This is a genomic window from Sphingobacterium anhuiense (genome assembly GCF_042686355.1).
In the GTDB taxonomy this organism is placed as follows: domain Bacteria; phylum Bacteroidota; class Bacteroidia; order Sphingobacteriales; family Sphingobacteriaceae; genus Sphingobacterium; species Sphingobacterium anhuiense.
In genome coordinates this window covers 993518-1010795 of sequence record NZ_JBHUPE010000004.1, presented here as the reverse complement: position 1 = coordinate 1010795, position 17278 = coordinate 993518, and the positions used below count along the sequence as shown (strand labels likewise).

The 17278-nt window shown below is 37.7% G+C and carries 13 protein-coding genes; 9 read left to right on the top strand and 4 right to left on the bottom strand.

The window, feature by feature from the left end; all coding sequences use genetic code 11:
* Positions 1-216 precede the first annotated feature (216 nt).
* The 4 genes from ACFS6I_RS09960 to ACFS6I_RS09945 all read left to right on the top strand — a co-directional run bounded on the left by ACFS6I_RS09960 (position 217) and on the right by ACFS6I_RS09945 (position 5563).
* Positions 217-591: a hypothetical protein gene (locus ACFS6I_RS09960; protein ID WP_380920090.1), complete on the top strand. Its 375-nt coding sequence runs from the start codon at positions 217-219 to the stop codon at positions 589-591.
* 269 nt (positions 592-860) lie between these two features.
* The gene (locus tag ACFS6I_RS09955; RefSeq protein WP_380920088.1) at positions 861-1208 is read left to right on the top strand and encodes a DUF6597 domain-containing transcriptional factor; all 348 of its coding nucleotides are present in this window, start codon (positions 861-863) and stop codon (positions 1206-1208) included.
* 250 nt (positions 1209-1458) lie between these two features.
* The gene (gene dinB / locus ACFS6I_RS09950; RefSeq protein WP_380920086.1) at positions 1459-2637 is read left to right on the top strand and encodes a DNA polymerase IV; all 1179 of its coding nucleotides are present in this window, start codon (positions 1459-1461) and stop codon (positions 2635-2637) included.
* Positions 2627-5563, top strand: coding sequence for a DNA polymerase III subunit alpha (locus ACFS6I_RS09945; RefSeq protein WP_380920085.1), 2937 nt, complete (start codon positions 2627-2629; stop codon positions 5561-5563). The genes dinB and ACFS6I_RS09945 overlap by 11 nt, the downstream gene beginning before the upstream one ends.
* Positions 5564-5723: 160 nt before the next feature.
* Here ACFS6I_RS09945 and ACFS6I_RS09940 read toward each other — a convergent pair whose 3' ends face one another.
* Together ACFS6I_RS09940 and ACFS6I_RS09935 are read right to left on the bottom strand one after the other, a co-directional pair.
* Positions 5724-6569, bottom strand: a complete 846-nt coding sequence (locus tag ACFS6I_RS09940; protein ID WP_231577398.1) for a nucleotidyl transferase AbiEii/AbiGii toxin family protein — start codon at positions 6567-6569, stop codon at positions 5724-5726.
* Positions 6570-6672: 103 nt separating this feature from the next.
* A complete protein-coding gene (locus ACFS6I_RS09935; protein WP_380920084.1) occupies positions 6673-7242 on the bottom strand; it encodes a DUF6088 family protein in 570 nt (189 codons plus the stop codon).
* Between the two features lie 704 nt (positions 7243-7946).
* Here ACFS6I_RS09935 and ACFS6I_RS09930 point away from each other — a divergent pair.
* From ACFS6I_RS09930 to ACFS6I_RS09910, 5 genes are all read left to right on the top strand, one after another.
* Positions 7947-8420, top strand: coding sequence for a hypothetical protein (locus tag ACFS6I_RS09930; RefSeq protein ID WP_380920083.1), 474 nt, complete (start codon positions 7947-7949; stop codon positions 8418-8420).
* A gap of 69 nt (positions 8421-8489) precedes the next feature.
* A complete protein-coding gene (locus tag ACFS6I_RS09925; protein ID WP_380920082.1) occupies positions 8490-9290 on the top strand; it encodes an SOS response-associated peptidase in 801 nt (266 codons plus the stop codon).
* 18 nt (positions 9291-9308) lie between these two features.
* Entirely contained in the window at positions 9309-10034 is a 726-nt protein-coding gene (locus tag ACFS6I_RS09920; protein WP_380920081.1) for a hypothetical protein, read from the top strand.
* A 761-nt stretch (positions 10035-10795) separates the two neighbouring features.
* A complete protein-coding gene (locus tag ACFS6I_RS09915) occupies positions 10796-12709 on the top strand; it encodes an AAA family ATPase (RefSeq protein WP_380920079.1) in 1914 nt (637 codons plus the stop codon).
* A gap of 260 nt (positions 12710-12969) precedes the next feature.
* On the top strand, positions 12970-14583 hold the full coding sequence (locus tag ACFS6I_RS09910; protein WP_380920078.1) for a hypothetical protein: 1614 nt from the start codon (positions 12970-12972) through the stop codon (positions 14581-14583).
* A gap of 715 nt (positions 14584-15298) precedes the next feature.
* On the opposite strand, the gene ACFS6I_RS09905 is transcribed toward ACFS6I_RS09910, so the two are convergent.
* The gene (locus tag ACFS6I_RS09905; protein ID WP_380920077.1) at positions 15299-15748 is read right to left on the bottom strand and encodes a GNAT family N-acetyltransferase; all 450 of its coding nucleotides are present in this window, start codon (positions 15746-15748) and stop codon (positions 15299-15301) included.
* Between the two features lie 570 nt (positions 15749-16318).
* Positions 16319-17278 carry a hypothetical protein gene (locus tag ACFS6I_RS09900; RefSeq protein ID WP_380920076.1) on the bottom strand — a complete coding sequence of 320 codons (960 nt, stop codon included), beginning with the start codon at positions 17276-17278 and terminating at the stop codon, positions 16319-16321.

Genomic DNA, 17278 nt, shown 5'->3' with positions numbered 1-17278 from the left:
GTAAGCTCTGCTTTTGAATGGATTTATAACCTGATTATTTATATATAAACGGATTTATGTATAATATTTTGGGTAAAATTTTAAATTGTAAGGAGGTGGAAATTGGATTGTTATTTTTAGGTTAAGATCTTCATATTCTTATTTGTGGTATAATCGTAATTGTAGCCGTTATGGCTTAAAATTTGAGAGAGTAAGTCTAGCGAAAAAAATCTAAATATGGCAGAAGTTAATAAAACATTTGAATTTCACTACGAATTGGAAGACAAGATATATTCCGTTAAGGGAATTATTGCTTCATTTGATTGTAATGAAGAAGCCAGTCTTGAAAACTTAAATTTGGAACGTTACAAAGATTCAATATATAATGTTTCACTTGTTTCCGAGCCCGCTTCAAATTTAGAAATTTTTAATTTGCAGCATCCAGTAGTGTACATTATCGGATATAACGAGCAAGAAGGTCAATTAGGATATATTATCGAAAAAAAATTTGTACCAGAGCAGGGAGAGAATGATTTGGTAAATCTGATTAGTGCAAGCATTTTAGAAGTACTTCTCATAAATGGTGATTCAGGTCATTTTGTAGACCAATAAATCCTTTATCCTTTACCATCCATTTCAAACTCACTCGTAGTAACTTTTCAGGAATAAGACTACCATGACTTTATACTGCAGCGGTTTGAGTGCCACGATGTTTAAAGCATTTCGCTTTAGTTTTAGTACTAGTCAGAGAAATCGAATTAAAAAACCGATCCTGAGCAAAGTACTTTATAACATTTTGCTCAAAAGAAGTAATTTTCAAGTGCCGTGAAGTTTGATTGTCCCATGGTATTTTTGTATATTTTGTCTTTTAAATTACGGTAATGGAATACATAAAAATCTATCCTAAATCCAGTATTAAACATCTCGTTCAATTTTTTTGGAATTTTGAAGGAGATTTCACGAAAACATCCTTGTATTACCATTCATCTGTGGCATCCATATACCCTAAATTGGCTTTTCAGTATATCCCAGGAATGATGATCATGGAAAATGGCGAACAAGACAAGTTGTTTGTGAGTGGGTTTCAATCACAAACAAATTCCTTCTATCAACTGTCTTCCAATCAAAGAGTCGGAATTTTTGGTGTCTATTTTCAACCTCATGCCATTAGTTTGCTTTTTAATATTCCAGCTTATGAAATTACTGGTGAAAATTTGGAAATAACATAGTATTTCCGGAGGAATAGGCAGTTTTATAAACTTCTTTTGCTTTATCGTTAGTCACTAAATCCTCAATCTTTCCTTTATAACATCAATCCTTACATTATTTTTAACTAAATATTTTAGTCTTGTAAGTCAGTTGTTTATCAAAATGTGTAACTTTTACACTTATTTTAGCTAAATATATTAGTATATTTGATCGAGTATTTATACCTTTAAAGTATAAACAACAGACGGGTTAGAGATGATTTTTTAGGAAATGGAACGGAATATAGTGCATTGTGATCTTGACACATTTTTTGTGTCCGTAGAGCGTTTGCTCAACGTAGGGCTGGTGGATAAACCTGTGCTTATCGGTGGGACTTCCGACCGGGGTGTGGTCGCATCCTGCTCGTACGAAGCCCGTAAGTATGGCGTACACAGTGCCATGCCCATGCGGCTGGCCTTGCGTATGTGTCCCGAAGCCATTATTGTCAGGGGCGATCATGACATGTACAGTCATTATTCCTCTATGGTCACCGAGATTATCGAAGAAGTGACACCTGTGGTTGAAAAAGCCAGTATCGATGAACATTACCTCGACGTGACCGGTATGGATCGCTTCTTTGGTTGCTGGCAGTGGACGCAGGAATTGCGGCAACGCATTATAAAAGAAACAGGATTACCCATCAGCTTTGGACTGTCCGTCAATAAAACCGTCAGCAAGATCGCTACGGGTCAGGCCAAACCATCCGGTGAACTGTTTGTCAACAGCGGTACCGAAAAAGGCTTTTTGGCACCGCTTTCCATACGGAAAATTCCGATGGTAGGCGAGAAGTCCTACACGTTGCTCCGCAATATGGGTATCAGCAAGATCGGCACTCTGCAACAGATGGAAGCCTTCACCATGAAACATGTGATGGGGGAGAATGGAGTCACCATCTGGCGTAAAGCAAACGGGCTCGATGACTCCCTTGTGCTGCCATTTCGGGAGCAGAAATCCATGAGCAAGGAAACAACCTTTCAGCAGGATACCATTGATATGGATCTGCTGCGCCGAACACTGATCGGTATGGTCGATACCCTTGCATTTGAGCTTCGTAAAGACCAAAAACTCACCAGTAGTATCACACTCAAAATCCGTTACAGCAATTTCGATACCCATACCCAGCAGGTCAAGGTAGCCTTCACCAACTCGGATAAGCTCATTACCGAAAAAGTAATGGCACTTTTTAAAAAGCTGTACAGCCGGCGTATGCTTATCCGCCTCATCGGGATCAAATTTTCCAACCTCATCTACGGCGCCTATCAGACCGATCTGTTCAATGACAGCAGTGACGAAGTCAATCTCTTGCAGGCCATGGACAAGATCCGCATGCGTTACGGTAGCCAGTACCTGATGAAAGGTATCTGTGCTCCAGAACCACCATCAAGGAAAGGAGGTGATCATGCTCCTTAATTTACACAGCTATTACAGCTTACGCCATGGTACGCTCAGTCTCGACGAACTGATGGAAGGCATGCTTGCCAATGGCTACGATACTGCCGTGCTCACCGATATCAACAACAGTACCGGTTCCATAGACTTTATCCGCAAAGGCCAGCAGACAGGACTCAACATATTGGCCGGCATGGAATTCCGTCAGGATGACACCTGCTGTTTTATCGCCATTGCACAGAACGAGCGGGGCTTTAGCGAGATCAATGCCTACCGTACACAGCTCAATTTCGAGAACGCAAAAGTTCCTCTGCAGGCACCAGAGTTCAAGGAAGTATTTGTCATTTATCCGTTAGAGCGCATGGGCAGTTTTGCGCTGAAAGACTACGAATACATCGGTATCCGTCCGTCGGAGCGGAGCAAGGCCATCCTGATGGATAAGCAGTTGCTTTCCAAAGCCGTTATATTGGCACCCGTAACATTCCGCACAGCAGATCATACCTTTCATCGGCAGCTCCGAGCTATTGATCACAATCTGCTCATCTCACAGCTCTCGAACGAACAAGTAGCACCTGTCGATGAAGTCTTTGTACCCAAAGCACGGCTGATGAAAATCTATGCCGATCTACCACAGCTCTTGAACAACACCCATCGGCTGTTGGCACAATGCCGCTTTCAGATGGATTTCCAGAGCGTTAAGAACAAGGCCACCTTCACCGGAAATCGGTACAACGATAAACAGCTGCTACTCAAATATACCGGAGACGGATTTGAACACCGCTATGCCAAGAACGACCCCGTAGCCCGGGAACGCATTGCACGCGAACTCGAGATCATTGAACAGCTCAATTTTTCCAGTTACTTTCTCATCACCGACGATATCTGCCGTTATGCCCGTCATCGTGACTACCATTACGTAGGTCGCGGTTCCGGAGCCAATTCCGCAGTTGCTTACTGTTTGGGTATTACTGATGTCGATCCCATTGCCCTCAAACTGCCTTTCGAACGTTTCCTAAATCCCAAGCGTAAAAGTCCGCCCGACTTTGATGTTGACTTTAGTTGGCGGGACCGTGACGATATGTACGACTATATTTTCAACCGCTATCAGCACGGCTATACTGCCCTGATGGGAGCCATGAGCACCTTTCGGTCGCGGAGCATCCTGCGTGAGCTCGGCAAAGTCTATGGTCTTCCCAAATCCGAAATTGACCGTCTAGTGCACGAACCCGAGCATATGCTCAATAAAAATGAAGTGACCAATACCATCTTGAGCGTCTACAACCGTATGGCCGATTTTCCCAATCAGCGGACCATCCACGCCTCGGGAGTGCTTATTTCCGAACAGCCATTGGTCAGCTATTGCGCGCTCGACTATCCGCCAAAAGGACTGCCGACCATGCAGTTTGATATGTATGTTGCCGAAGAAATCGGATTTGAAAAATTCGATATCCTTTCCCAGCGTGGTATCGGGCATATTAAAGACTGCCGGGAGATCGTACATGCCAATCAGGGCATCACGATTGATACCCGTCAGCCAAAACGCTTTTTCGAAGATCCGCATATCGCCCAGCAGCTTCGCTCTGCCAATACCATCGGCTGTTTTTACATCGAGAGCCCGGCCATGCGGCAGCTGCTTACCAAACTGCATTGTGACGATTACCTTACGCTTGTTGCCGCATCCTCGATCATCCGGCCAGGCGTATCGAGCAGCGGGATGATGGCCGCCTTTATCCAGCGGCACCATGACCCCAGTCAGGTGGTATATCCGCATCCCGTATTCAAAGAGCAGCTGGAAGAAACCTATGGTGTCATGGTCTATCAGGAAGACGTGATGAAGATCGCCAATGCCTATGGCGGGCTGGATATGGCCGACGCCGATGTCCTCCGTCGCATGATGTCCGGTAAATATCGAAGTAAAGATCATCTTATTGAGATCGAGGGGAAGTATTTTGACAACTGCAGAGCGAAGGGTTATGACGAAAAAGTGAGCCGGGAGATCTGGCGTCAGATGGAGAGTTTCGCAGGATACTCGTTCAACAAAGCCCATTCTGCCTCCTTTGCTGTCGAGAGCTATCAGAGTCTCTACCTTAAGACCTACTTTCCACTCGAATTTATGGTCAGCGTGCTCAACAATTATGGCGGTTTCTATAACCGCAAAGTCTATGTCAACGAAGCCCGTGTTGCAGGCGCTACCATCTGTCTGCCCTGTATCAACCGGTCGGAATATCAGACCAGTATCCATGGTCGCGATATCTATCTCGGTTTTGACTGCATGCAGCACGTAGAATCCAAACAAGTTGAACGGTTAATAGAAGAGCGGACGCGTAATGGGCTGTACCAGAACCTTGAGCAGTTTATCAGACGAACAGGTACTGGGCTCGAGCAGTTGATCATTCTTATCCGTATCGGTGCATTTCGCAGTTTTGGTAGCAGTAAGAAAGAACTCCTTTGGGAAGCACATCTTTTGCTGAACAAGCACACAAAAGCGAGTCCAAGTGCCGAACTGTTTGAATCCAATAGCCGTAAACCCGTTTTGCCACCTTTGGATAGCCATATCCTGGAGGACTATTATGATGAGATGGAACTTATTGGTTTTTGTGTCAGCGGTACCCTGTTTGATCTTGCCCGGAGTGATTTTCGAGGCGATGTGCAGAGTCGTGAACTGATGGATCATGTCGGTCGGACCGTTCGTATGGTAGGCGATTTTGTGGCCGAAAAGTTTGTGAAGACAAAGCGTGGTGAACTGATGAAATTCGGGACCTTCCTGGATATCGAAGGCAAGTTTTTCGACACCGTGCATTTTCCGCCCACGTTGGCACAATATCCTTTAAGAGGAGCCGGCATTTACCTCATCGAAGGGAAGGTCGTGCAGGAGTTTGGCTGTCCGTCACTGGAAGTGATCCGCTGTGCCAAGATGCCCCTTAAGCCAGACCCGCGGAGTATATAGCAGTTCAAACTATAAAACATATGGGAATGAGCAGCATATAATACTGGTGTCTTATTCGAAAGTTTGTTGGTAGATACGAAAGAGATATACAATTAAAATAAATTGCACCAGGGATAACCCTTTATTTTATCTCCATACGATTGTGATGGACAAATAAAAATTATAATTTTTCAAGGTGTATCTTTAATAAATCAAGTATAGTTTGTAAATCAATCTGTCCACTGTAGTAAAGTGCATTGCTTTTAATATACAGTTGATTGAGATGTTCTTTTACTTTACTATCTTCTAATAAAAAAGCTTCATTTTGTGCAATTGGAATAGCAAAATCCAAATTAGGGAATCTACGCTTTTTATGAGCTAAATATTCGGGAGTTCCAATGAAATCTATTACTACTTGTTGATTAAGAAGTTGATAAACATCATAATATTGACGCATAAAATTCACTTGGTTGTCTCCTGAACTTTGCATATTCCTAAATTTTGTCGCTATTGTTTGCAGTTTTTCTACAAAAGTATAACACATATCATAACATGCAACTTGTAGCGCTCTATTATCTGTTAAATCAATCGATGCTTGTACCGCTTTCTCAAATGCCCATGATGATATATCTATAGGACTATTTGGGGCTACATTATCAAATCCTACTTCTAACAGAATACCCTGTTTTAATCCTGGCAATTCGTTAAAAAAGGAATTGTAAATTAACCTAATTCCTCCACTTCGGTAATATTGAGTATCATCAAAAACAGTATCCCTTTCAACGCCTATTATTCCATCTATTTTTATTTGATCGGCTAAGCTTTCATAGAAAGCTAATCTTTTTGCAACATTTTTTGGATTGGTATTTTTCGGATTTTCATTTATTCCCAAAGCAGCAGCGGGGTGGATATGTATGTCAATATCTTCTGAAAATCTATCAATTATTTTATAAGCTTTAGATAGGGAAGTACCGCCTTTTAATTCAAATTGAAAGCCTAGTATTTGAAGACCATATAAGCAGTGCATAATCCAATAATCCTTTTCGATCAGTATCGGATCAATTGCTCGTATTTCAGATTCTGCCAGGATAAGATCTTTGAAGTTCTTGTGCTGATGTAGATACATAGTTCTATACTAGTTCATTTATTATTTTTTTAGCTTTTATAGAGCCATATCTAGCTGCATTCTTTTTAAGAAGCTCTTTATTAAATTGCTGTACCCTTGACTTTAGATTATGTAATAGGGTTTGCTCGTCTTCTTCCAAGCTTTTTAAATTGTTTAATAAATCAATAACTAAGTATTCGGATGAAAGCTGTTTTGGAAATTTGGACTTACGTCTAAACTGATAAACTTTATTTCCAAGTTTGACATCTTCATGCTTTTTATGATTATATATACTTTTACTATTATACAATTGTGTTGTTCCCAATCCTATTGAATTGTAATAATTGGGAGATGTTATTAAAAAATCATCACCTTTCAGGTATTTCTTTATGACATCTATCTCTTCAGGAACCGAATCTCCAAAAACTGTTTTTTTAGGAGCATAGTATAAGCCTTGAGCTAGTTTTTTAAGACTACCTTCTTGCACTAGGATAGCTAGATCACGATCTATTGATTTTGATGATTTTGCCAAATCTTCTCTACGATAGACTTGTCCTTTTCGTATTGATTTCTTTAAATTATCCAACTTATACATGAGTCAAATGTATGAAATAAAATTCAAATTTCATGCAAAAATATTTATATTTTCATTTTTAAAATGTTTTTAAGTCGCTGTTTTCAAGTGTTCTATATTGTGGGTGATCCGCTGCGCCAAGATGCCCCTTAAGCCAGATCCACGGAGTATATAGCGGTAAATGCCGTGAAATATCTATTGATATTCTTTATAATCGTATTAACACGTAATACCATGATGCTGTACAATCCATTTGAACAGCTCACCCGTGGTCCTTTCAGGAATTTCTGAAACAGGGCTATCGTCAGTTTTTGTATTAATTAAACTTCACAGATACCTTTGTTATAATCAATTCCAAGAAATGAGAATATGACAGTTTTGTAGGAAATTCTTCAGGCTTTATAAGATCAGAATTAAACTGTTGATGCACAGATTTTTGATATGTATCGTTTTCAAAATTAATGTTTTGTAATTGGTCAGACACTGTCTGACTAATTAGATAACCTTTGTAGCAGATACGCTCCATTGGGATCTTTTTCAAAGTATTGTTGCCAGAAAGACTACATTGTCGCTCCAGTTCTAACATCTTTTTTAAACCTTTTAAATTCAAAACCAGATACAATTGAGTCATCCATAAATGATATTAATCAAAGTTTATATTGAAAAATCTGCACGCAGACTAAACCGTCATTTTCTTATATTCGTATCAACAACGCGATACCGTTATGCTATACAATCCATTTGAACAACTCACCCGTAGTACCTTTCAGGAATTTCTGGAACAGGGTTACCGTGATTTTGTACTGCAGCGGTTCGAGTGGCCCGATGTTACCAAAGGGACAGGTTTTCTGCTTTCGCCGTATTGGTCAGCCGAAGAAGCACATGCACATGCTGCAGAACTGGGCCCCAAAGAAGGTAAAGCCATACAGATACCGGCAGATGCACATAGCATACAGCAGTTATTGGAAACCAATTCCGGTTATCGCATCTTCACCAATCGCTTTCGCGAAGAAAAGTGGGACAAGCGCATGTTGCGCATGTACGAAAGCAAGATTGTCGGTTACCTCCGTAACCAGACCACCTTCAAGAGGAAAGATCCAATCGATATCCTCTTTACCCTCGAACATGGCCGCGTATGGGCGATCATTACCGATGGTAAGATACAAACGAAAGTCAGGGCTATTGAACTCATCAGTTAATAGCCGCAGGCAAAACAAATGAATACATCACCGTGTTTAACAAGAAACATACTATCAATATAAAGAACTATGTGCTGGGACATATCACTTCATACCGATCTTGAAATCGTCAAGAAAGCATTCCCTAAGTTACGGGACGAACGCAAACAGCTCGAATACGACTACCGTTATTTTGAAAACGTGCAGGCCATCACCTTTCCTGCATATCCCATCATCTACAAAGACAAAGAAGGCGAGGAGCTGGGCTTACTTGAAATGGAGTGGGGCGTATTGCCCACCTACATCAAAGATCCCAAAGAACAGGAAGACCGTCGTCGCAATATGATCAATGTGCGGAGCGAGCGGATCCTTGCCGATAGTAAATCCTATTGGCATAGACTCAAAAATCAACGTTGTCTTATCCCCGTATCCGGTACCTTTGAGCACCGTAAAGTACACGGATGGAAGAAGAAAGTACCCTATTTCATTGGAGAGAAAGGAAGAGAAATCTTCTATATCCCAGGATTGTATCAATGGCATGAGATCGTTGATCAGGAAGGAAAGATCCATAAAATAGGAAGCTTTGGTATGCTCACACGTGAAGCCAATACCGTGATGGGCCAGATCCATAACGATGGACCGAACAAAAGACGCATGCCCTTATTCCTTACGCCTGAGCTTGAGCAGCAATGGCTATCCGCAAAAGATGAAGAAACGCTCATACCTATTTTCAATTACGAAATCTCCGATCAGGCATTAGAATATTATCCAGTCTATACCTTAAGAGGATATCCCAACAGGCCAGATGGAAAGCATCGGTACGAACCCTATCAATGGTCAGATCTGCCACCCTTAGGACAGGATGGCCCCATGCAACAAAGTTTGTTTTAGTGATATGATTAAGATCTTATGAAGTTCGTCCCCCTGAGCAGAGTCATACTATTAGAATTAAAGCGTAACGGTTATAACATTTTAACATCTAAAAATACAGTTGACGACGAAAACCCAACATGGTATCCGTTAACTGTACCTGATGTTGATGATTATTTGTTACACTTAGATTGTAGTGGAAGCATTGTTCCTATGGAAGAGCAAGCTCTATTGGTCATTGACGATGCACTAGCCAATATAGATGAGGGGCAGCTTTTAGGAGAAGTATTTATTGAAATAGATCATTTAGAAGAATTGGAGGATAAAATCCAGTTTTACGGCAAGCAGTATAAGTTTATCTCCAATCCAGAATATTATGTTTTTTCATTCGATCCAAAGAGGGTCTTAATACGTAATTATGCCTTACGTACAGGTAATCATCTTCTGTATCTAGCTTATATTGGCGTAAATTATCCCACCCATATCATCGATGAGATGCTAGATCTTGAAGAGCTAACCCGTTCCCTGATCTGCCTAGATCAAGAACAGGCAAGAGAATGGTTTAACAAACATGATGTTACTATGGTACAATCCGATATCTCGATATATGACAAGGATGCTATTTTAACCATTTTTTTACTTGAAACGGATCAACAAATATCGATTCCTTTAGAAGAGAAAGATGAGCTGGTTTATAACTTGATGGACAGAGAAGAACTACTGCAACTCCGAGATCTATTCTGGATTGATCCAAGGATGGCATAAGTTTTAATGAGAGAATTTAATAAAATGAATTGCGCCTATATATACCAGCTCCTGATTTCTTAAAGTTCAATGTGGTAGAATCTTGAAATTTATATGAAATGAAATTCTGTACTTATATTTAGATATTCTGTAGAATGAAACTTCCGATGGTTATTTACTAAACGTCAATAGTAGAAATGGTTGTTAAACTTTAAAGATCTTACAGCTTCTTTTTGTTATGAGGAAAGGGAGGGATTCGAACTAACTCGTTCCAACCACTTTAAAACCTCATTTTCTAATATACTTTAAATTGCTGTCATGTTTATGCCACTTAAGGCAAAATCACGGTTTCAATCATCCTTTAACGACTTCAAAGAACATCAATAACTCTTTGAGGGCAAATATACAAATTTATAGTTTATCTGCTGATGAATTGATCTATGTAACAGTGGATTAGCTGTCATTTATGAAAGAGTTTAATTCTTTTTTGTAATACTGAAGTTAGTATAAAGATCCTTAGTTATGCAGTTAAGTAGTCATGCTTTTTTTGTTTCTAGACTATTTGTGATAGTTGATGTGGTGTACTAATCTTTAATATTTTCAGTACTTATTGCTACTAGCTTGTTTGCTTTTTCTTCTTTCTTACGAAATTCTAAGCTTGTGATAATATAAGAAATGTTAGTTTTTAAAAATGAGTTTTGAAACGACAAATTTGTTATATTGCATTAATTAAGGAGCGTTTAAGCAATTGCTCGTCATTAACTTAATTAAGCATATTAACCATGAAACTAAAACAAGTTGAGATTTTGAAATATAAATCGTTTTCGAGTACTCAGACTTTTCAGGTGGAAGACAAAATAACAATTCTTGTTGGTATGAATGAGTCTGGAAAAACATCCGCCCTGGAAGCTATGGGAAAAACAAATTATTTTCAGGATGATGAAGAATTTAAATTTAACTTGACGCATGATTATCCACGGAAGGAGAAGAAAGCGATTGATAAAGCGAAAACCGATCCGGATGCTATCCATTCGACGTATGAAATAGATAGTCAGCTATTAGCAAATATTGAGGAAGAACTTGGCACTGGAGTGCTGACCTCTAGTGAGTTTACAATTACTACTAATTATAGCAATGGGGCTAATTGGCATGTAGAAGCAGATCCCAAAATATTTATTGAACATATAACAAAAGTATTAGGAATTGCAAGTGCTGCTTTAAATGAAAAACTAGCAAAGGTAAATTCTGCAGATGATCTGAACGCTCTGATTGGAACGTATAGTGAGGATAAATATATTGCCGGATTGAAAACCCTCGAAAAATACTATAAAAATATCTGGCAATGGGATAGTGGGCCAATTGCGGAATATATTTCAAGAATATATTTGAAACCAAATCTCCCCAAATTTTTGTATTATGATGAATATTATGCCTTGCCATCTCGAATTAGTATTGAAAAGCTGGAGGCTAATGAATTGACTGATAATGAATTTAAAACCGCTAAAGCGTTTTTCGAACTAGCAGATATAAACACAAAAGAAATTTTAAAAGCTGATAATTTTGAAGATTTTATTGCTGAGCTGGAAGCCACAGAAGCTATAATATCGGATGAGCTATTTAAATATTGGCAAACAAATAAAAATTTAAGTATCACATTTCAAATTGATAAAGTACCGAGCACCGATCAAAGGAACAATACGCAAATTGTTGAACATGTTTTGGATATTCGAGTAAAGAGCAAAGGCGTTTCATTATCCTTAAAAAATCGAAGTAAAGGATTTAATTGGTTTTTTTCCTTCCTAGTTTGGTTTAAAAAAATTCAGGAAGATCAAGACTCTAATTATATCCTTCTATTGGACGAGCCAGGACTAAATCTACATGCCTCTGCACAGGCCGACCTATTGAAATTTTTAGAAGATCTTTCGGAAAATTACCAGATTATTTATACTACGCACTCTCCCTTTATGATCTCCTCGGAAAATCTCGACAGAGTAAGGACAGTTTTAGAAACTGAGGATGGATCTATAATCTCAGATTCTATTCAAGAAAAGGATCCAAACACATTGTTTCCGCTTCAGGCCGCACTTGGCTACGATATTGCACAGAATCTCTATATCAGCAAGAAAAATCTTTTGGTGGAGGGGGTTTCAGATTTAATTATTCTGACGGCAATGTCATCTATCCTGGAAGCGGAGAAAAGGACCTTCCTCAGATCTGATATTACAATTGTTCCAACTGGGGGGCTTGAAAAAGTAGCAACATTTATTTCTTTATTGAGAGGCTCAAATTTAGAAACAGTTTGTCTGCTGGATTCTTATACAGATGCCAAAGGAAAGGCTAAAATGGATTCTTTGATAGCAGATAAAATTATCCATGGTAAGAAAGTGAGATTTTTCCATGATTTTTTAGATACTCATAATACTGCAGATCTTGAAGATATCTTTACAAAAATAGATTATTTGAAGCTATTCAACGCAGCTTTCCAAGAATACACTGACATTTCAGTGGGAGATCTGAATCCTGCAATAGATCAAATCATTATACAGATTAATAAGCATTTAAGTATCCAAAGATTTAATCATTACAGGCCTGCTAATCAGCTTACTAAAATGGCTGTTGATGCCTCATTTTTTGATTCGGTCACGTTAGAGAATTTTGAAAAAGTATTTATGGAAGTCAATAGTCTATTTGATTAATAGTTCCTATTTGAAGGAATATAAAACGATTTCGGATGCTGATTTGTCTGCAGCCGGTGACGATTTATATACATTGGGCAATAAAAAAGTCTTTGGACCTGCTTAATTTAATGAAAATGTATTATAAGCAATTACGATATAAGACTGACGTTGAGCAGTGATTTATTATTTTAAATATAGATAATTGCAGAAATAATATAGTGCGCAAATAGATTGCATTATAATTACTGTTCTTTGCAAACTCATACTTGTTAAAACTTATGGACGGAGAAATATTCAATTTACAGAAAGAGCATAACCTGATTAAGCAGCGTTTTATTGAAAAGGGCTGGATTACCGTATATCGTAGCTATAAGGATGGCGAAAAAGTCGAAACTGGTATCTATTGTCTACTTGTAAAACCTGAACATTTCGACAAATATATTGAGACACGCGATTGGGGAATTAGGTGGGGGAGCGAAGGACATCCGAGTATCATAACACGTTACGAAAATGGCCAAGAGATTACCGAATACTTTCGATTTGGTGACGAGGGATTAGAACCGTTTGTATTTCCGAAATGGTTCAATCATGCAAATGAACGTTACGTAGAAGTATCACAGGAGTTTGTGAATTATTTTAATCTTTTTGAGAAAGCGAACACCAAACAGGACCGTACCTACTACTTTATAGATGAGGTTGGTGACGAAGAGGAAGTAATCAAGGTTAAGGAGCGTGAGGTCCGTATTAAACTCAAGTTCTTGACCGAATACCTTGCAGTGCGTAAAATCCATATTTCTATTTGTTTTGATATTATGCTTATTACCGACTTGAAGGGTACGGATATTACATTTACCCCAAAGGACCAAGATTTTATAGGTGAAACATTTAATTACAATCATCTGATGCGAGTCGTACCCGGACTTGATAAGGGCAGCTTTCAGAGCTGGATTATCGGTAAAACTATATTGAAATATGATCCCGCCAAAAGTCTAATTTTCCATTTTGACACTTATGAAGAAGACAATGAAAACTTCATTATTGGATACAACGAGGATGGAAACCTATTGAAAATACCCTGCCATTCACAAGATCATCAGTTTTTTACTCCGGTATTTTTTAAAAAGGATGTGCTGAATAAGTACTATGCTAATCCTCATAAATTTGACGTCAATGGGTTCCACATTAGCTCAAGTTTTATAAGTTTAAAAATGGACAATAACCATGACGATTATGTAATGGTTTTTTTAAATGACCTGAAGATGCTTCCAGCAAAAGAACAGTTACATTGGAAGCACTATAATATTGCACCAGAGCCAGGTATGGGCCTAAGTGGATCGTATTACGACACAATGGTGATGGGAAATTGGGCTCGCGATTCAGATTCAGTTGATATAAGATTTAAAGAAAAATATGTAAGATTCAATGAGAAATGGTTTGAAAAATTTGGTTGGTATTTTTATAAGGAACAAGTAGGGACCGATAAGGATCATTTTAATGCCCTTCATTTACCCTCAGAAAATAGCGTAAAATCCTTCTCTGATCAACTTTTGACCATTGTTAAGCTTACTATTGACAGTCTTAATGAGGAAATGCTCATTAAGGGGCTCCCGAAGATAGAAAATGAGAGAGGAATTGCAAAATTTGAGCGTTTTCTTGCTGAACATAGCAAGACAATTCCCGATATGATTACTTTCCTCCGAAATTTACAGGATCTCCGATCCGGGATGATTGCACATCGGTACAGTAGCTCGAATAAAAACATGAAGAGGGCTGTTGAATATTTTGGTTTAAAAGACGAGAATTTCCGAGAGGTAGCTCAAGACATATTTGTCAAATCGTTGTATACATTAAATACTCTATCAGCTCAGTTTTTGAATGAAAATGACGGGTAGATTATCCGCATGACAGCTCTAACGTGACATTCAATTTACTAAACGAAGATAAATCTTTATATGAAGTCTAGAGCTTCATGCTTTGGGAAAGTCTTTAGGTCTGATCTCTACACATATTCGAACCCATCCTTTTTAAGATGATTTAAAAGAGATTTTTTCAAACTACTGCCATGATTCTGCCATTATAAAGAAAAGCTATTTGAGATTTCAGAACGTAGACTCGCCAAATTATTTCTCGAGTTTTATTCCATGTTGTTCTTGACAAACAATGCATTGGGGTTTTCCTTATACGGGCCTTTTATTTCTTATATCCAGATTATCGCCATAGTTGTCAATTATATCAAAATGCCAATGTTGTAAATCAGGCTTACTGATCTAATAATTATGACACTCTCCTAAATTCAGCCTATTGTTTTTTCCAGAATAGAATCCTCCATTATAAAACCATAACCAATATCTATGATCTTTTAAAAATCGATAGCAGAGCTATCTCTATTAACAATTAAGAAAGAATATGATTTTTGTTATTCATTGCAATATCTTTAATTGTTTTGTATTTTTAACGTAATTTTACCCTTTATTCTCCTTATTCACCTCTACTTTTGTTTTACAGTGGACAACAATTATATTTACCAACACATGATTTATTTGGATAGGATACTGTTTGCTTTTTCTATCGACCTTTTTGATCATTTTCAGTTACACCGCTAGAGAACTATACCTTTATCTGATAAATTCTAGTTTCCTCGTCCCATGGGTGGTATCCTTGTCCAATGTACTCAAATCCTAATTTCTCATAGTATCCGATATGGTCTGTGGAAAGGTTTAGATATGAAAAGCCGAAATTTTTTGTATCCATTTTAGCCTTTTCAATGAGTAGGTTTCCATAATTCTGGCCTCTGTACTGCTCATCAATAAATAGCGCACACAGCCATGGATACAAATCCATTCGGCTAATGAAATCATTCGTAATCAGGCCTGCACAACCGATAATTTCATTTTCTTTCTCTAGCAGATACCATTGCGGTAATGATTGCGGAGCATTTATACAGTTTAAGATACAATCTTCATAGATAATTGGTAATACTTCAGACCAACTGTTTTGGAAGTATTGGATTGCTTTTTCCTTATATTCTGGATTTTCTCTTATGGAAATTATTTTCATTTTATTCGTCATTATTTTAAAAAGTTCATCTTATTTAAACGTCATTAAACCGATAATCATGAGATTTACATAATTTTTAGCATGGTGATTTCTTTCATCTCTACGTTAAATTTTTTATTCTTTCTCATAATTTCCCCATGTCCATAATTGGCGTAAGTGCTACTTTTTGTTTTTAGATACAGCAACATTAAATTGGAGAGGTTTTAAAAATTCAAGATTTAGATTCTCATGATGCCATATCTTAGGAATCTAACTGATACCTAACTTAGCAATCTTTTTTTCTCAAAATATCCAGCGGTGTACATTGCTGCGGCATAATTGGTGTACTTTGGAGCGGAATAACTGGTGCACTTTGAAGCGGAACAGTGGTGTACTATAGGTTGTAATACTCAACAGACAATCATCCCTGAAAAAAAACAAGAAAATAAACCGGAAAAGTAAGCGTGTTTTTTGAAGAAAAGTGGTGAAATACTTTTGCTAAAAATTGATGAAAGTAAATTTGCTATTTACAAATCCCTTCGGACGTGCGATCACTTATAAATCCCACCAGTTATGAAACAATTGTTGATGTTACGTTATGTTGTAAATTTTTGAATATCCTATGTCTAGAAATGATTTACCATTGCTACATCTTTTAGTCATATCTTGACTTATAGTGTGAGCTAGACCAATAATAAACATGCATGTATTTGAAAATCTGAGCAATTCTTTGCCTGTCAGATTTGATAATTCTATTGAAGTTGGATCCGTCATCCATGATTTTAAATTCTTTAAAATATCAGCCGAACAACTCCGCGCAGTATCATAAGGATGCCAAGCTCCGTGCAAATGCTTGTAATTTAACTCGTTTCTAATTCTCGAAAGCCAACTGTAATCTGATGATCCTACATAAGACAAATTTTGTAATAATTGATCTAATTTATCTGTTAGTGGTTGAACTTCTTGCGAACTGACTTTGGTTAATATATCTATGGAGATAAATTTAATTTTTTCGCCAAATAGTTTCCATAAAGCGACATGTGAACCTCCATCTTTCTTTATGTCAATTTTTTTGCAATTTATGTTCAATGAATTTATACCAAAGTCTATTAAATAATATCCAGATTCAATGGCTATACCGTTCAAATTTGAAAATAGATCTGCAACTTGCTTAATTGATCTTATTGATTCTGAATCAAATTGAGACAAAGAAAAACCTAAAAATCGTAAAACTACATGAGCGGCATAATATGCCGAATAATATTGTTTGATTAAAAGCCAACTTATGTTCTTCGGAAGAATTTTTAAATCATCAATTTTTATAATGCTTTCTAATGATGCTGAAGCAAATCTGTTACAATCTTTAGATAAAGGTTTTAAAAAGTACTGTCGATCAAAAGATGAAATGATAAATTCATCCTTTGATACCTGTGAATTAATTTGATAATCATTTTTTGATTTAATCCAATCATTAAATGTTAATGAACGATTGACAGTTATATTATTTAAGCCAAAAGCCCAATATTGTCTAAATATATCCTCAAATTTCAT